Here is a 16,513-nt window from a genome sequence, read left to right as displayed (position 1 = left end):
AAATAAAACTTTTTTTGATTTCCAGACCTCAGGATGTTCGAATATGAACACAAAGTGTTCGAATCCAAACACTTACACAACAAAAACACTACATAAAACACTGACTATAAACATATTAGCCATTTGGCAGTTTTTTTGGAATTAACCTGCATTGAACGTGTTTTTTCAAAAAAATTAGACGGACCTTCTATCTGATTGATTACTAAATAAGGTCGAAACGAACACTTATAACTAAAAGTATGATAAAGAACTATTTCCAAATCGCCTGGAGAAACCTCATGAAAAACAAGGTCTTTTCCTTTATCAATATCCTAGGCTTAACCATAGGCATCGCGGTCTGTGCAATGATATTCCTGTTTATCGCCAATCAGTTTAGTTTTGACAAGTTTCACAACCAAGGCGATCACATCTATCGTGTGATGCGAGGTTTTGACAACACCAAGGACCGCGCCCCTTATTTATCTGCCCCCTATGCGACCGCCTTATTAACCGATTATCCCGATGATATCAAAAAAGCTGTACGGGTAATGCCTGCTAATGGACTATTCTCTTTTGGCACTATCGCATTCAATGAAAAGAAACTCCTTATTACAGACGACGATTTCTTTGAATTATTTAGTTTTCCGCTCATCAAGGGAAATCCAATGACTGTTTTAAAAAATCCAACAAGTGTTGTATTAACGGAAAAAACTGCGCAAAAATATTTTGGAAATGAGAATCCCATCGGTAAAATACTACAGCTTGATAAAACGAAACAATTAACCGTTACCGGGATTGCAAAAGATCTTCCGGTCAATTCACATCTGGAATTTGACCTTATCATTCCATTATCAAATTATATCAATACCGAACCATTCAAAGCTTGGCAAAACAACAATTTATTCACTTACATCTTACTTGACGAGCATAAGGATGCTAAGCAATTGGAAAAGCAGTTCCCCGATTTCATGAATAGACATATGAAAGCAGTTTCCGCTAATATGGGTATTCACTTTGATCTGGCGCTTACACCGCTACGAGACGTCTATCTCGAATCCCACAGCGCATTTGACAGCACAAAACATGGTGATAAAAAGGTCATTTACATTTTTCTCTCCATCGCCATACTTATATTGATTATCGCTTGTATCAATTTCATGAATCTCTCGACAATACGTGCAGTTGACCGATCAAAAGAAGTTGGTTTAAGAAAGGTACTTGGAGCACAACGTCTTCAATTAATGGGACAGTTTATTGGAGAATCCCTTTTATTGACCAGCATATCCTGTATACTCGCCATGTGTCTATTGCAACTACTCATGCCTGTATACAATCAACTATTGGGATACACACTGACAGTTCCATGGAGTTCGTGGTCGATCTATCTCTTTTTATTTGCAATTATCGTTATCGTAGGCATATTAGCAGGAAGTTATCCCGCGCTTTACCTTTCAACCCTCTCCCCTACACAGGCTTTAAAAGGAAAATTGCGCTTAGGAAAAGGTGCACTGTTCCGTCATACTTTGGTTGTCTTTCAATTCAGTATTTCTATTTTACTCATCATCGGTACGGTGATTATCACAAAACAAATGAAATATGTAAAAGAAATGGGGCTTGGCTATGACGACCAACAGACTGTGGTTATCCCAATAGACAATGAGGAACTATACAACAATCTTCGTACATTCAAAAACGAATTATCCGCAAGCAGCGACATCGCATCGGTCTCCTTTATGTCCGGTGAACCAGGAGGCTTCTTCGATAGCCATACGTTTGATGTGGAGGAAAAAAATGGGGAGAAGTGGAAATCTAGGACGGAATTTACCGATTTTGACTATGTAAGGACATTAAATCTTAAAATAATTGCTGGCCGAAACTTTTCAGCACAATACCCAACGGACTCCACTAGTGCTGTATTAGTTAACCGTACTGCAACATCAATGCTCGGGTTTACCCCCGAACAGGCCATTGGCAAATGGTTAAAAAACACAATCCGAGATCGATCTCCCCGAAAAATCATTGGTGTAATAGATGATTTTAACTTCCTGTCCCTGAAAGAAAACATGGATGCACTAGTTATTGCCCCTTCTGACGACCTCAGGGTAGCCCTCATTCGGTTAAACAGCAAAGATTTCCCTGCAGCGCTAAAAACTATTAAAACCGCGTTTGCGAAAGCAGCTCCATTATACCCCTTTGAATACAGCTTTTTGGATCAGAAATTCGACACGCTCTACAAAACCGATCTGAGGCAACAACGTATACTCAGTCTTTTTTCCGGATTGGCCATATTTATCGCCTGCCTGGGTCTGTATGGCTTAGCCTCATTTACGGCCGCCAAACGAAACAAAGAGATCGGAATCCGTAAGGTGCTTGGCGCTTCGGTATCAGGTGTTACGACGTTACTATCCAAAGACTTCATAAAACCTGTACTGATTGCCTTGATCATCGCCTCGCCGATCGCGTGGCTAACGATGAACAAATGGCTGGAAGACTTCGCCTACCGCATCGAAATCCAATGGTGGATGTTTGTGCTCGCAGGATTGGTAACAATAGTTATCGCACTGATTACGGTTAGCTGGCAGGCCATTCGAACTGCCATAGCAAATCCTGTAAACAGCTTACGGGACGAATAAAAGGAGGAAACAAAAAAAGCTCTAACTTTCGTTAGAGCTTTTAAGTCGGGGTGGCAGGATTCGAACCTACGACCTCCACATCCCAAATGTGGCGCGATACCGGGCTACGCTACACCCCGAAAAGGTATCACCTTTGTTTTGTGTGGCACAAATATCGAATCATTTTTTGACTTTGTCAACACCCTACAGAAAATTAATCAGTAAATAGCTGATTGATTGCATAATATTTTAAAAAAAAGTACATACGCTATCGAATTTCGCAATCAAAAACCCACTCCATATAACCTACAAAGGAATATTCAAAATATCTTTAGATTATCCATTTCATTTTCATATCTTTGCATCCGATTTGAATATCAGTCAATAGTTTTTTAAAAAAGTATTTTTATATTCAGAAAATAAGTCGTAATATTGCATTCCGATTTTTACAGGATATAAATCGTTAATAATTACTCGAAATCATGGATTTAGTAAAATTTGTAGAAGAACAAGCGGTAGTAAAGAATGAAATTCCCGCTTTCAAAGCTGGAGATACCATCAGCGTTCATTATAAAATTCGCGAAGGAAATAAGGAGCGTGTACAGGTGTACCAAGGTGTAGTAATTCAATTAAACAGCGAAGGTGCTAACGCTACTTTTACCGTTCGTAAAATCTCAAACGGTGTAGGTGTTGAACGTATTTTCCCTGTAAACTCACCAAACATTGAAAAAATTGTAGTAAACAGCTACGGTAAAGTTCGTCGCGCGAAATTATTCTATTTACGCGGCCTTACTGGTAAAGCTGCTCGTATTAAATCGAAAAGAATCTAATTACGACTACCACGGCATAAAAAAAGGCTTTGAACTGATTCAAAGCCTTTTTTTATGCCCTATCGCCCGACATTTTCAAAAAAGCAGGCAATATCACCAATCTCCTTATGTAATAAATTTAGGACAATTAGATAATGTCCATCAAAACCCCACCCCTCTTTTTGTCGCGCTAAAACATTTTACTTACTTTTAACACCGTATTTGAAAGGTAGAATCGCAGATGGTTACAATGGCGTAAAATAAACTGATATTGTTTCATCCCAACTTGGCTACCGCTAAAAATCAAACTATATCTTGATGAGAATTATCGCTTTTATCATTTGTTTCATTATCTATCCGGCCTCTACTTTTGCACAACGAAATCTGAATGAATTTCTTCGGTTACAGTCGCGCCCTCAAACCTATTATGTATATCCGGCAACCGATAAGATTACCATCGATGGAAAGGACAATGAATCTTCCTGGTCTAAAGTGGCATGGACAGATTCTTTTAAGGATATTGAAGGATCAACTAAGCCTGTTCCGGCCTTTGAAACAAAAGTCAAGATGCTTTGGGACAAAGAAAATCTTTACTTGTTTGCTAAACTCCAAGAACCCCATATCAAAGGCTTTTTAAGACAAAAAGATACCATCATCTATCATGACAATGACTTTGAAATCTTTCTCAAACCAAATCTATTATCTCCGGAATATATAGAGATTGAAATCAACGCATTAAATACAGTAATGGACCTTCTGATGACTAAACCCTATCGCTTTGGCGGCAGGGCTAATCTAAATTGGGACACAAAAGATATTGAAAGTGCTGTTTATCACGCGGGCTCCATCAACAACCCACAAGACAAGGATGAATATTGGACAGTGGAAATGAAAATACCCGTAAAGAGCCTGAAATACTTTGGCGAAGGAAATCAAATTAAAGCCAATGAGATCTGGAAGATAAATTTCTCGCGCGTTCAGTGGCATTATGACAACACCGAAACAACCTACAGTAAGAGAAAAGACAACACGGGTAAGACGCTGCCTGAAGAGAATTGGGTCTGGTCCCCTATTGGGCTTGTTAACATGCATTATCCTGAACGCTGGGGACATATCAAATTTATCGATGGCACGAACCAGCAACCGATCGACGAGCAATTCCTCTCTCTTGAAAAAACGGCCTGGAACATGTTTTACCTGCAACAGATCTATAGAAACGATAAAAAACGCTATGCAACATCAGTTCAGGAGTTAAGCAAATTATATCCTGAAATTATAAATGTGCACAAAAATTATGAGATCGTTTTTTCAAACATTCCTAATTTCTATCGCATTGAAATTAAGTCAAAAGCACAGCCTAAATTAAAGACAGCAATAGATAGCCAAGGCAATATCTATTTTTAATTTAATTAATCAAGCGATCTTCAATTCTGATTTTGAATAAAAATTGCTATCTTTGTATCCCGTACATAGAGCAACTATTATTGGTCAGTTTGACCACATAAAATTGAAAATCCTTTAATTGTTATGACTAAATATATTTTTGTTACGGGCGGCGTTACTTCGTCGTTGGGGAAAGGTATTATTGCTGCCTCCCTTGCTAAACTTCTCCAAGCGCGTGGCTATAAAGTTACCATTCAAAAATTCGACCCTTACATTAACATCGATCCAGGAACATTAAATCCATATGAACATGGAGAATGTTATGTTACAGAAGATGGTGCTGAAACAGACCTTGACTTAGGCCATTATGAGCGCTTCCTGAATGTCCCTACCTCACAAGCAAATAACGTCACGACAGGCCGCATCTATCAACACGTTATCCAACAAGAACGTGAAGGTGCATATTTAGGAAAAACCGTTCAAGTAATTCCTCATATCACAGATGAGATAAAACGCAGAATGCAACTGTTGGGTGAGTCTGGTCAATATGATATTATCATCACTGAATTGGGTGGAACTGTAGGCGATATTGAGTCCTTACCATTTGTGGAGGCCGTAAGACAACTCCGCTGGGAACTAGGAGCCAATAATTCGCTGGTTATCCATTTGACTTTAGTCCCTTACCTAGCTGCAGCTGGTGAGCTTAAAACAAAACCTACACAGCATTCAGTAAAAACATTATTGGAATATGGTGTACAACCAGATATTCTAGTGTGTCGTACTGAACATAAATTATCGCAAGAAATCCGTAAAAAATTAGCACAATTCTGTAATGTCAACATCAACGCTGTTGTAGAATCTATCGATGCGTCGACGATTTATGATGTCCCATTATTGATGCTCAAGGAAAATCTGGATAAAACGGCATTAACGAAATTGAAACTTTCCAACAAAAATGAGCCTGATCTAGAAAACTGGAAAAACTTTTTAGGTAAGCTCAAAAACCCGACAAGTGAAGTTAATATTGCTTTGGTTGGAAAATATGTTGAGCTTCCAGATGCTTATAAATCCATTACCGAAGGATTTATCCATGCCGGTGCAACAAATGAATGCAAAGTAAAAGTGAGCTATATTGCTGCTGAAAGTGTTACAAAAGAAAACGTTGCTGAAAAACTGAAAAATATGGATGGCGTTTTGGTTGCTCCGGGCTTCGGTGAACGCGGCTTGGATGGTAAGCTAAATGCTATTCAGTATGTTCGTGAAAATAATATTCCGTTCTTTGGTATCTGCTTAGGTATGCAATGTTCGGTTATCGAATTCGGAAGAAACGTATTGGGATTAAAAGATGCCAACAGTTTTGAAATGGATGCCAACACCAGCAATCCGGTCATCAATTTGATGGAAGAGCAAAAAAATATCACCAATATGGGCGGTACAATGCGTTTAGGTGCTTACGACTGTGAAATTAAAAAAGGAACTAAGGCCTTTGCCATCTATGGTAAAACAAAAATTTCTGAAAGACACCGTCACCGTTATGAATTTAACAATGACTATTTAAAACAATATGAAGCAGCTGGAATGATTGCTTCAGGATTCAATCCGGAGACTGGATTAGTTGAAATTGTCGAATTGAAAAACCATCCATTTTTCGTTGCCGGACAATTTCATCCAGAATTAAAGTCAACTGTTGCAAATCCTCACCCACTTTTTGTTAGCTTTGTAGCCGCTGCTTTGGCCAACAAAAAATCAAAGTAGTAATAGAAGGATACAATTAATTAAGTTTAATTATTAAAAATGGATAGAAATACCCTAATTGGTTTGGTCCTGATGTTTGCTATCATCACTGGTTCATTTTACCTGATGAAGCCTTCAGAATCAGAAATCAAACAAGAACAAGCGCGACAAGAGGCTAAAGCACGTGCAGAAAAAGGACTGCCTGCCGAAAGTGACTCTATCGCTAAAGCCAAAACAGCACAAACAGCAGTGATTGCTGATTCAGCGGAGCTGAAAAAGCCTTTTGGCGCTACAAAATTTGGAACAGAAAAAGTCATTACGCTTGAAAACGAGACCATCATTGCAAAAATTAACACAAAAGGTGGTAAAGTTAAATCTGTGGAACTAAAAGGTGAAAAGAATTTCAACGGAAAACCATTGATGCTTTTCGAAGGTGATGACAACAAGTTTGGCTTTCAGTTTAATGCTGCTGGTCAAAACGTATCAACAAATGATTTATATTTCAATACAGAATCTTCGGACATCCAAGTTTCCGGAGAAGGAAAACAATCTGTAAAATTCAGACTAAATTACAATGCCGACCAATATATTGAGTATGTATACTCAATTGCCGGTAAAGGTTATAATGTAGGACTGGATATTAATACAAAAGGGATTCAGAATTTAATTCCGCAGAGTCAAAAAACATTGACCCTTAACTGGAATACGACGTTGAGACAAAAGGAACAAAATATAGAGTCTGAAAGACAAAAGTCTACGCTTTATTATAAAGAAGATAATAAAGTTGACCATCTTTCCGAATCAAAAGACGCGGATGAAGCTCTGGAGAAAAAAGTACAATGGATTGCTTTCAAACAACATTACTTCTCCAGTATCCTTAATGCCAAAGATGGTTTTGTCAATGCAAAGGTGGACGTAAAACATGCGTCAGAAACCGACATTATCAAATTTTACAATACGAATGCGGAATTAGCATTTGATAATCATAAGGACAATAACTATTCCTTAAACTTCTTCTTTGGGCCAAATCAATACAATGTATTGAAGGCTGAAGGGAATGATTATCAGTCGATCATCAACATGGGTTGGGGTCCTATGCGTTGGATCAACCAATGGATTACAGTACCTGTATTCAACTTCCTGGATGGTTTCCATATGAGCTACGGTATCGTTATCCTTTTATTGACCTTGATGTTGAAGCTGATTCTTTCACCAATGACCTACAAGTCTTATGTCTCTATGGCAAAAATGCGTGTATTAAAACCGCAGCTGGATGAGATCAAAGCAAAAGTGGGTGAAGACAATCAAATGTTGATGCAGCAGGAGCAAATGAAATTGTACAAACAGGTTGGTGTAAATCCACTTGGCGGATGTCTTCCGCTTGTCCTACAAATGCCATTTACAATTGCGTTCTTCTACTTCTTTCCAAATTTATTTGAATTGAGAGGACAAAGCTTCTTGTTTATGAAGGATATGTCAACCTATGATACGCTGTTTACATTTGCACCTATTTTTGGATCATTCAACCACATCTCTTTGATGTGTATCTTGATGACATTGACAACATTGTTAACGACTTGGTATAACAACGCTACATCTGGTGCTACAGGACAAATGAAATACATGGGCTATATCATGCCTTTGATCTTCTTCTTTGTTTTGAATAGCTTCCCAGCAGGTTTGAACTACTACTATTTCTTAAGTGCGTTATTTACGTTCTTGACTCAGTTGGTCATTCGTTCCATGGTGAACGATGAGAAAATCCTAGCTAAATTGGAGGAAAATAAAAAGAATCCAAAAGCGGATAAAAAATCGAGCTTCCAGGCAAAAATGGAAGAAATGATGCGTGCACAACAACAGGCACAACAAAACAAAAACAAATCGTAAAATTTATTCTACTGATAAAGAAGGCTTCCAAATTGGAAGCCTTTTTTGTTTGTGAACTTTTGTAGCATTTTGTCAAACCAAACGTTAAAAAGGGTGATAATAGGTTAAAATTTAGAATATGAACTTTAAAAACATCGCCATATTGGCCATCTTAATCGTTAGTCTTGGAAGTTGCTCTGTGATCAAGAAGAACGCGAATGAGCAAAACTCAGACATTAGCATGTCGTCAGTAATTGGAAAAAAATGGCAATTGATTGAAATCAATGGACAGCCTGTAGCGGATCAGATCAACGGCAAAATGCCTTACCTGCAGCTAGACGAAAAAAGTTACAGTGCAAGTGGCGGATGTAATGGCATCGGTGGAGAATTGACTTTATCAAAAAATGGAAAGATTAAATTTGCTCAGGGCATGTCTACGATGATGGCCTGTCCGGATATGTCTATTGAACAAGCTTTATCCAAAAACCTGATTGCTGCAGATAATTATACGATTAAGGATGGCATTCTTAGCCTAATCAAAGCTAAGATGGCTCCCCTGGCAAAATTTAAGTTAATTCAGAACAATAAACAAGAACTTAGTGGAACTTGGGAACTTGATTATATTTCCGGCCCACGGATCGCTTTCGATGGCCTATATCCCAATCGTAAACCAACAATGACATTTGATGCTGCCAGTGGTAAAGTAAATGGAAATAGTAGCTGCAATAACTACAATACGACTTTTAAAACCAATGGAAATACCATTAATTTTGGCCCGATTATGTCAACGAAAATGGCCTGCGAAGGTAATGGTGAAGCAACCTTCTTTTCGACATTGGAAAAGGTAAACACCTATAGTGTAAACGAGAATACCTTGACATTTATCATGGGAGATATTGCTATTATGCGATTTAAACGGAAATAGCAACTTGCTTTTTTGCTCCAACTGAAGTAAAAAGGGCATTGTTTAAAAAAACAATGCCCTTTTTATGCATAAAGCGATATTTGGTAACAGGAAGCCAAAAAACAGCCGGATCTCTCCTAAACAAAGGCACTAAATCCAGTTATACTTCTACCAACTATGAGTGAATTGATTTCTTTTGTCCCCTCATAGGAATAAATTGCTTCGGCATCGGCCAAAAACCTTGCGACATTATACTCCAACAGAATACCGTTTCCGCCCATGACCTCTCGCGCCTTGGAAACAATATCTCTCGTACGTAAAGAACAGAAGACTTTGGCCAGCGAGGCATGTTCATCTTTTAGTTCACCCTTATCCTGTAATTCAGATAATCTGAAGACAAGCGTTTGCATAGCTGTTAAATTGGACAACATTTCAACCAGGTGATTTTGAATAAGCTGAAAAGAAGCGATTGGTTTACCAAATTGCTTCCTTTTACGCGTATAATCCAAGGCATTTTCATAAGCACCCCGCGCACATCCTACGGCCATCCAAGCGACACCTGCTCGCGTCATCTGAAGAACCTTTCCTGTATCTTTAAAGGAATTTGCATTTTGCAGGCGATCACTTTCTGGAACGATACAATTCGCTAAAGTAATAAGGCCATTCTGCACAATGCGCAAAGCCATCTTATCTTTAATTTTTTCAACTGTAAAACCTGGATTATCCTTTCGTACAATAAACCCCTTAACTTCGCCATCATCAAGATCCCTTGCCCATACGATTGTGATATCGGAAAAGGTGGAATTCCCGATCCATTTTTTTTGACCATTTAAGACCCAACCTTCGGCTGTCTTCCTACAGGTCGTTGTCAATCCGCCTGCTGCTCCCGACCCTACTTCGGGCTCTGTTAAACCAAAAGCACCGATCACTTGCATCTGCTGCATTTTGGGCAGCCACTCTTGTTTTTGCTCTTCGGATCCGCAAATATAAATTGATCCCATGGCTAAACCACTCTGTACGCCAAAGAAAGTCGCTACAGATGCATCTACCCGTGCTATCTCCGCCGCTATGATCCCTTCCATTAATGAACTTCCCCCCATACAGCCATACCCATCGTATGTATAGCCACAAATATTTAAAGCTGCTAGTTTCGGTACTATTTCAAAAGGGAACTCATCTCTTAACCAATATTTATTGACAATTGGCTTGACTTCAGTCTCCATAAACTCCCTTACCTTCAATTGCAATGCACGATCTGAATCGTTTAATTTGCTATCCATAGCATAGAAATCACCATTAATAGGCGGTAATTCCTTTTTTTCTTTTCCTGCACTTAGCATTTTCATTAAACCATGAAGCTGCTTATCATCCATTTTTGATACGGCATCCATGACTGCTCCCAAATCCACTTTCTTCGATATTTCTTCCAATTTGCCAAAGTCTATTGATTTTGCCAAATCCATTATATTCTTTACTTTATCAAACATAATTGCAATTTCTTTTTAAGTGTTTACTTCTTAAAATAAGAAAAATAATCGAAAATTGTTTGGAAATGACATGATACAAATTGACAAGATCGAATTATCCGGTAAACAAACGAATGGACAACATCTTACCTTATATCGCCCAATCTCCCTTCAATAAAACAGTAGAATCAGGAATGTTTTGAATAAAATACAGAGTTATAAACACATGAAAAACAATGCGTTAAAAATATTTTCAAAAAAACATCTTTTTTTGGGTTACCTTTTTTGGTTACGTGTATTAAGAGATGAAAAAGAAAATTATTTCAATTTAAATTAGAAAATTAGAAAATGAAAAACGCATTAAAATTCGGTTTCTTAGGTTTAGCTTTAACTGTAGCTTTCGCATCTTGTAACAATTCAGAGAAAAAAGCTGAAGGTGCTGCAGATTCAGCTTCTGCTTTAGTTGATTCAGCTGCTAACACATTAGATTCAGCTGCTACTAAAGTTGATTCAGCTGCTGCTAAAGTTGACTCAGCTGCTGCTAAAGTTGATTCAGCTGCTACTAAAAAATAATTTAGGACTGAATAGAGCTTTTGGAAGGCCTTTTTTACGAAAGGCCTTTCTTTTTTTCAAAAAAAATAAATAGAGGGGTTACCTTTTTGCTTTAATGGTATTAACTCCTAAATAACAAGATTTAAAAATATTTTAATTTTAATAAAATGAAAAACGCATTCAAATTCGGTTTCTTAGGTTTAGCTTTAACATTGGCTTTCGCATCATGTGGTGAAACAGCGAAAAAAACTGACGCTGCTACTGATTCAGCTAACGTTGCTTTAGATTCAGCTAACACGCAATTGGATTCAGCAAAAACTGCTGTAGATTCAGCAAAATCTGCTGTAGATTCAGCTGCTGCTAAAGTTGATTCAACTAAAGCTGCTCACTAATTCGCTGAAAAAGAATTTACATCGTATAGAAAGCTTCCTTCAACAAGGAGGCTTTTTTTATATCTACACCAATTAAATTGCTAAGCTCCAAGCATTTTTTTACCTTTGCCAAAAATCATTCAATCTATGGCTTTATCATCTTTAACAGCAGTTACGCCTATTGACGGACGCTATTACAATAATACCAATGAACTTTCAGCATTTTTTTCCGAATTTGCTTTAATAAAATATCGTGTACGCGTAGAAGTCGAGTATTTTATTGCATTAAGTGAATCCGGCATTGCTCAATTGCAACAGTTTGACAAAACACTCAATGAAAAATTGCGGGATATCTACCGGAATTTTTCTGAAGAAGATGCCATTTGGATCAAAAACACAGAGAAAGTTACAAACCATGATGTTAAAGCTGTTGAATATTTTCTAAAGGATCAATTCGAAAAATTAGGATTACAGGACTACCTTGAATTCATTCATTTCGGTTTGACTTCACAAGATATCAATAATACAGCGATTCCACTTTCCTGGAAAGAAGCCATTAAAGAAAGCTATACACCGGCAATCGAAGAGTTGCTTCATGAGTTAAAATCATTAGCAACGTCATGGTCAGACATCCCGATGTTGGCACGTACCCACGGACAACCTGCATCTCCAACTCGCTTGGGTAAAGAGTTTTATGTTTTTATCGAGCGCATAGAACGTCAATTGCAACTATTACATCAAGTACCGTATTCAGCGAAATTTGGTGGTGCAACTGGTAATTTTAATGCACATCACGTTGCATATCCAGCGACAAATTGGATCAATTTTGGTAATAATTTTGTAAACAATATCTTGGGCTTAGACCGTTCACAAACGACCACACAGATTGAGCATTACGATAACTTTGCTGCAAGCTGTGATGCCTTAAAACGGATAAACAATATTGTCATCGATTTATGCCGTGACATTTGGACATATATTTCGATGGAATATTTTAAACAAAAAATCACTGCGGGCCAAATCGGTTCTTCGGCGATGCCACATAAAGTCAACCCAATTGACTTTGAAAATGCAGAAGGAAATTTAGGTATTGCAAATGCAATTTTTGAACACCTTGCGGCTAAATTACCTGTTTCCCGTCTTCAACGGGATTTAACAGATTCTACGGTATTACGTAATATTGGTGTTCCATTTGCACATACCCTAATTGCTATTAAATCGACTTTGAGAGGGTTACGCAAATTGATTTTAAACGAACAGGCATTGGCTAACGATCTTGAAAATAATTGGGCTGTTGTTGCGGAGGCACTACAAACTATATTAAGAAGGGAAGGCTATCCAAAGCCGTATGAAGCTTTAAAGGACTTAACACGTACCAACACACATGTTACAAAAGAAACGATTGCAACATTTGTTGATAATCTCAATGTATCAGCCGAAGTTAAAGAGGAACTGAAAGCGATCAGTCCTTCTAACTACACAGGTGTCACTTTGTAAGCTTTTACTTATAGATGACCTTAACAAAGCTTCATTTGAACTATATTTGCTTGGAATAAAAATAGATACTACATGGCTACGATTAACGTATATACAGAGTCTACACCCAACCCTTCTACAATGAAGTTCTTGGTCAATAAATTGTTGATCAACGGTAGTGTGGATTTTCCAAATAAAGAAGCAGCACAAGATTCACCGTTTGCACTTGAATTATTCAAATTTAACTTTGTAAATGGGGTATTTTTTGCGAGTAATTTTGTGACCATTACCAAAACTGATGATGCGGAATGGGAAGACATTGAAGCCTTGCTAAAAGACTTTGTAAAAGGTGCTGTAGAGTCTGAACTTGCTGTAAAAACGGTACACCATGATGCCGAGGTTAATTTTGAAGGCACCGAAACTGAAGTAAAGATACAACAAGTATTACATGATTATGTAAGACCTGCTGTTGAACAAGATGGTGGAGCAATCCATTATAAATCCTTCAACGAAGGTATTGTGACAGTTGAACTAAAAGGTTCTTGCAGTGGCTGTCCATCTTCGACAATCACATTAAAAGCAGGAATTGAGGGCTTGTTGAAACGCATGGTTCCAGAAGTGACTGAAGTTGTCGCTGAGGCCATGTAATCATAGCTATTCGATACAATAAAAAAAGGATTCAGTAATTAATTTTGCTGAATCCTTTTTTTATTCACTATTCTTAAGAAGAAATAATCGCTATACGATATCTGCTTGGTACAGCAATTTTTTAACCTAATTGACTACTTCAAATGAATCTTTAAGCGGGAGATTAACAGAAGAATTACCGATAAATAGTTCAAATTTGCCGGGTTCAACTGTCCAGTTATTATTGCGATCCAAAAGTTCAAGATGGGCAGGTAAGACCATAAACTGTAAGGTCTTCTTCTCCCCTGGATTAAGTTCAACTTTTTCGAATCCACGCAAATCCATCTCATAAGTCGTTACCGAAGACAGCAAATCTTTGATATAAAGCTGAACGACTTCGGCACCTTTCCTCTTTCCTATGTTCTCAACATCAACCGTAACTGTTAGAGAATCTGTTGGTCTGATCTGTTTCTTGGTGAGTTGTAAATTTGAAAAACTAAAATCGGTGTAGCTTAATCCATATCCAAAAGGGTATAAAAAGCCAACAACCCGGCTGTTTCCCCAGCCATTGGGCCCGACCCCAGGCTGCCCCGCCTGTGCAGCGGGCTTGGTCGGAAAATTCATTTCAACCTGTCCGACGGACTTTGGAAATGAAATAGGCAATTTTCCACTAGGACTATATGCTCCAAACAGCATTTCGGCAAGAACATTTCCCGACTGATTGCTAAGAAACCAACTCTCTACGATTGCAGGTAGATACTTATTTTCCCAATTGACAGTAAGCGGACGGCCATTGACAAGTACCAGCACAATAGGTTTACCTGTTTCCTTCAATTTCATTAAATAGTCGCGTTGCTTGCCGGGCAAATTTAGATCTGACCGCGACCGACTTTCACCGACTTCCCGTTCCGACTCGCCCATTACGGCTATGATTAGGTCAGATTCTTTACCGAGACGAACACCGTCGGCCATCTTTTCCAGCTCCTCGCTTGACAAGTCTGTTGGAATAATCTCACTCTCAGGCCAGTTTTTATCCACGACATCTACCCCTTTGGCATAATCAACCCGAAGTGCCTTTGTTTTTGCATAGTTTATGATCCCATCTTTGATGGTTGTGATCGGATTATTGGAAGGTCCATAGCGACTTGTCGTATAATTTGTTGCCTCTGCCATTGGTCCCGTAACCAAAATTCGTTTGTATTTATTCACGTCTATTGGAAGAAGATTCTGTTCATTTTTCAAAAGTACAATTGACTCCCTATTTATTTGAAGTGATACTTCTTCATCTGCGGGGGTATGCACCTTTTTATCGGCTATCGCTGTATCTTCTCTCAATGGATGATCAAATAAACCCAGTTTAAATTTCACGGTCAGGACTTCGCGAACCCGCTGATCCAATATTTTGATATCCAGCCCTCCTTCTTCTATTAGTTCCATTAGTGGCGTTAGATATGTGCTCGGTGGATCAAAATTTGTCCGCACATTCAAACCCGCCTCTAATGCCTGTTTAATAGCATCTTTATAGTTTGCAGCAACATGGTGTTTGTTGTAAATAAACTCTAGCGCCTCACTGTCGGACACCACATATCCTTCAAAACCATAATCTTTTCGGAGTAAGTCCTGTAAAAAATAGCTACTGGCTGATACAGGCACGCCATCATAATCATTATAACTACTCATGACTCCCAAAGGTTTTGCTTCCTTTATGACCCTTTTAAATGGATAGAGGTGAAGCGAATGCATCTCACGAAAGCCAACATGAGGATCCGTACGTGCATTGCCATCTCTTCCCCCTTTGGGCACAGAATAGACCGCATAATGTTTCAATGTGGATGCGACGCCATTTTGTTGAATTCCTAAAACAACTTGTTTCCCCATTTCGGCGATATGAAACGGATCTTCCCCATAGGTTTCAACCACTCTTCCCCAGCGCGGATCTCTAGAAACATCAAGAATAGGCGTATAGACATTGGTATAGCCCAGATATTTGGCTTCCCTACCAATTATATCGCCAGCTTTACGTACCAGTGAAGTATTCCATGTACTTCCAATATTGATTGGCGCCGGCAGGGAGGTAGCGCGATCATGATTGAGTCCATGAATCCCCTCATTGGTAAAATCAACGGGAATACCAAGTCGTGTGTTTTCCACAAACCATTTTTGAACATTATTTAAGGCTTGCGCATGGCGGCTGAAGGGATACGAAAATGAACTTTTTGCCGACTTATTATAAGCCAGGCTATTCAACATTTCGTCGATATTGGCCAAGCCGTGTTTCCAAATCTCTTTGTCCCAAGCGGCAGTGGGCTGCTCATCTTTCAAAACCCGCCCATAACCGTAGAGTGTAACCGTCTGATTGGCCTTTTCTTGAACAGTCATTTGAGCCAACAGATCCTCCACGCGACTGGCTATTTTCTGTTTGGGGTCTTCATAAATATCCTTTTTCCCATTTTTTTTAAAATCGATCCAACCCTTATGGTAAATGTTGATGTGCTGGGCAGAACAATGCAAATAAAGGGCTGAGAGCGCTGAAATAATAAGGCTGCTTTTGAGTTGATTAGGCATTATGCTGAAAATTGTTGGTTTTATAAAGTGAAGCAAGGTACAAAAAAAATAAAAATCCGCAGATCAAACATATCTTCAATCTGGGATAAGTCAATATAAATTCATTTTTTAACAAGCATCTAGCTTAAAAATAGTTAACTTTACGACCAATTGTGAAACCAACAAAAAA

The 16,513-nt window shown here is 38.5% G+C and carries 12 protein-coding genes and 1 tRNA gene; 10 read left to right on the top strand and 3 right to left on the bottom strand.

Annotation, left to right across the window (positions count from 1 at the left end; genetic code table 11):
- The first annotated feature begins 239 nt into the window (after window positions 1-239).
- The gene (locus OK025_RS11780) at window positions 240-2,612 is read left to right on the top strand and encodes an ABC transporter permease (RefSeq protein WP_317669596.1); all 2,373 of its coding nucleotides are present in this window, start codon (window positions 240-242) and stop codon (window positions 2,610-2,612) included.
- 45 nt (window positions 2,613-2,657) lie between these two features.
- Here the strand turns inward: OK025_RS11780 and OK025_RS11775 are convergent.
- Window positions 2,658-2,731, bottom strand: a tRNA-Pro gene (locus OK025_RS11775).
- 342 nt (window positions 2,732-3,073) lie between these two features.
- Here OK025_RS11775 and rplS point away from each other — a divergent pair.
- The 5 genes from rplS to OK025_RS11750 all read left to right on the top strand — a co-directional run bounded on the left by rplS (window position 3,074) and on the right by OK025_RS11750 (window position 9,308).
- Window positions 3,074-3,421: a 50S ribosomal protein L19 gene (gene rplS / locus OK025_RS11770; protein ID WP_209581561.1), complete on the top strand. Its 348-nt coding sequence runs from the start codon at window positions 3,074-3,076 to the stop codon at window positions 3,419-3,421.
- Window positions 3,422-3,718: 297 nt separating this feature from the next.
- The gene (locus tag OK025_RS11765; RefSeq protein WP_317669595.1) at window positions 3,719-4,804 is read left to right on the top strand and encodes a carbohydrate-binding family 9-like protein; all 1,086 of its coding nucleotides are present in this window, start codon (window positions 3,719-3,721) and stop codon (window positions 4,802-4,804) included.
- Between the two features lie 123 nt (window positions 4,805-4,927).
- On the top strand, window positions 4,928-6,538 hold the full coding sequence (locus tag OK025_RS11760; protein WP_317669594.1) for a CTP synthase: 1,611 nt from the start codon (window positions 4,928-4,930) through the stop codon (window positions 6,536-6,538).
- A 39-nt stretch (window positions 6,539-6,577) separates the two neighbouring features.
- Window positions 6,578-8,404, top strand: coding sequence for a membrane protein insertase YidC (gene yidC / locus OK025_RS11755; RefSeq protein ID WP_317669593.1), 1,827 nt, complete (start codon window positions 6,578-6,580; stop codon window positions 8,402-8,404).
- Window positions 8,405-8,522: 118 nt separating this feature from the next.
- A complete protein-coding gene (locus OK025_RS11750) occupies window positions 8,523-9,308 on the top strand; it encodes an META domain-containing protein (RefSeq protein WP_317669592.1) in 786 nt (261 codons plus the stop codon).
- A gap of 116 nt (window positions 9,309-9,424) precedes the next feature.
- Here the strand turns inward: OK025_RS11750 and OK025_RS11745 are convergent, their stop codons facing one another.
- Window positions 9,425-10,774 carry an acyl-CoA dehydrogenase family protein gene (locus OK025_RS11745; RefSeq protein WP_317669591.1) on the bottom strand — a complete coding sequence of 450 codons (1,350 nt, stop codon included), beginning with the start codon at window positions 10,772-10,774 and terminating at the stop codon, window positions 9,425-9,427.
- Window positions 10,775-11,101: 327 nt separating this feature from the next.
- Between OK025_RS11745 and OK025_RS11740 the strand changes: the two genes are divergently transcribed.
- The 4 genes from OK025_RS11740 (at window position 11,102) to OK025_RS11725 (ending at window position 13,800) form a co-directional block, all read left to right on the top strand.
- Window positions 11,102-11,326 (top strand): hypothetical protein, encoded by a 225-nt coding sequence (locus tag OK025_RS11740; protein ID WP_046671848.1) that lies wholly within the window; start codon window positions 11,102-11,104, stop codon window positions 11,324-11,326.
- Between the two features lie 146 nt (window positions 11,327-11,472).
- Window positions 11,473-11,697, top strand: coding sequence for a hypothetical protein (locus tag OK025_RS11735; RefSeq protein WP_046671847.1), 225 nt, complete (start codon window positions 11,473-11,475; stop codon window positions 11,695-11,697).
- A 126-nt stretch (window positions 11,698-11,823) separates the two neighbouring features.
- A complete protein-coding gene (gene purB / locus OK025_RS11730) occupies window positions 11,824-13,173 on the top strand; it encodes an adenylosuccinate lyase (protein WP_088162908.1) in 1,350 nt (449 codons plus the stop codon).
- A 72-nt stretch (window positions 13,174-13,245) separates the two neighbouring features.
- Window positions 13,246-13,800, top strand: a complete 555-nt coding sequence (locus OK025_RS11725; protein WP_286770018.1) for a NifU family protein — start codon at window positions 13,246-13,248, stop codon at window positions 13,798-13,800.
- A 126-nt stretch (window positions 13,801-13,926) separates the two neighbouring features.
- Here OK025_RS11725 and OK025_RS11720 read toward each other — a convergent pair whose 3' ends face one another.
- A complete protein-coding gene (locus OK025_RS11720; protein ID WP_317669590.1) occupies window positions 13,927-16,344 on the bottom strand; it encodes a glycoside hydrolase family 3 N-terminal domain-containing protein in 2,418 nt (805 codons plus the stop codon).
- Window positions 16,345-16,513: the final 169 nt, after the last annotated feature.

It is taken from the genome of Sphingobacterium sp. UGAL515B_05, assembly GCF_033097525.1.
Taxonomy (GTDB): domain Bacteria; phylum Bacteroidota; class Bacteroidia; order Sphingobacteriales; family Sphingobacteriaceae; genus Sphingobacterium.
Note: the sequence above shows the minus strand (reverse complement) of the source record. Positions and strands in the feature narration are given on the sequence as shown.

Coding starts and splice junctions, on each gene's coding strand:
- rplS (WP_209581561.1), top strand. CDS start 3,074: ATGGATTTAGTAAAATTTGTAGAAGAACAAGCGGTAGTAAAGAATGAA.
- OK025_RS11735 (WP_046671847.1), top strand. CDS start 11,473: ATGAAAAACGCATTCAAATTCGGTTTCTTAGGTTTAGCTTTAACATTG.
- OK025_RS11725 (WP_286770018.1), top strand. CDS start 13,246: ATGGCTACGATTAACGTATATACAGAGTCTACACCCAACCCTTCTACA.
- OK025_RS11760 (WP_317669594.1), top strand. CDS start 4,928: ATGACTAAATATATTTTTGTTACGGGCGGCGTTACTTCGTCGTTGGGG.
- OK025_RS11720 (WP_317669590.1), bottom strand. CDS start 16,344: ATGCCTAATCAACTCAAAAGCAGCCTTATTATTTCAGCGCTCTCAGCC.
- OK025_RS11745 (WP_317669591.1), bottom strand. CDS start 10,774: ATGTTTGATAAAGTAAAGAATATAATGGATTTGGCAAAATCAATAGAC.
- OK025_RS11750 (WP_317669592.1), top strand. CDS start 8,523: ATGAACTTTAAAAACATCGCCATATTGGCCATCTTAATCGTTAGTCTT.
- yidC (WP_317669593.1), top strand. CDS start 6,578: ATGGATAGAAATACCCTAATTGGTTTGGTCCTGATGTTTGCTATCATC.
- OK025_RS11765 (WP_317669595.1), top strand. CDS start 3,719: ATGAGAATTATCGCTTTTATCATTTGTTTCATTATCTATCCGGCCTCT.
- OK025_RS11740 (WP_046671848.1), top strand. CDS start 11,102: ATGAAAAACGCATTAAAATTCGGTTTCTTAGGTTTAGCTTTAACTGTA.
- OK025_RS11780 (WP_317669596.1), top strand. CDS start 240: ATGATAAAGAACTATTTCCAAATCGCCTGGAGAAACCTCATGAAAAAC.
- purB (WP_088162908.1), top strand. CDS start 11,824: ATGGCTTTATCATCTTTAACAGCAGTTACGCCTATTGACGGACGCTAT.